This window comes from Polaribacter sp. BAL334, assembly GCF_015767435.1.
Lineage (GTDB): Bacteria > Bacteroidota > Bacteroidia > Flavobacteriales > Flavobacteriaceae > Polaribacter.
Genome location: NZ_JADWOV010000058.1, coordinates 1 through 376 on the forward strand (window position 1 = coordinate 1; position 376 = coordinate 376).

Annotated in this window: 1 protein-coding gene; it reads right to left on the bottom strand. The window is 30.9% G+C overall.

Annotated features, from left to right (window positions below):
• Nucleotides 1-376 (bottom strand): MBL fold metallo-hydrolase (locus tag IU405_RS00320; protein WP_197436678.1); only part of this gene is annotated, 376 nt, incomplete at both ends.

Consider the following 376-nt stretch of genomic DNA (forward strand, 5'->3'; position numbering starts at 1 on the left):
ATATAGAACCTAATTTGTCTTTTTTGCTATCTAAAGCAACTAGCAAAAGAAATTTATCCCTATTATGAACATCTGGCATACAAAATTTTGCCATCTCACATTTCTTTAAAACTTCACTAATGCCTAAAATATGGTCATTGTGCCAATGGGTACAAATAACAAATTTAACTTGTGTTTTATAGTCAACACCAATTTTTTCAAGATACTCTAAAGGTAAAGATTTTCCAGAATTTGGGTTAATACAGCTGTCTATAATTGCCCATTCACTTAGGTTTAGCTTAACAATTACAGATTCACCATAACCGCCGCCAGTACCAATTAAACTAATCTCAATTTCATCAGCTAATGGAGGATAAAAAAAATTATATTCTAATCC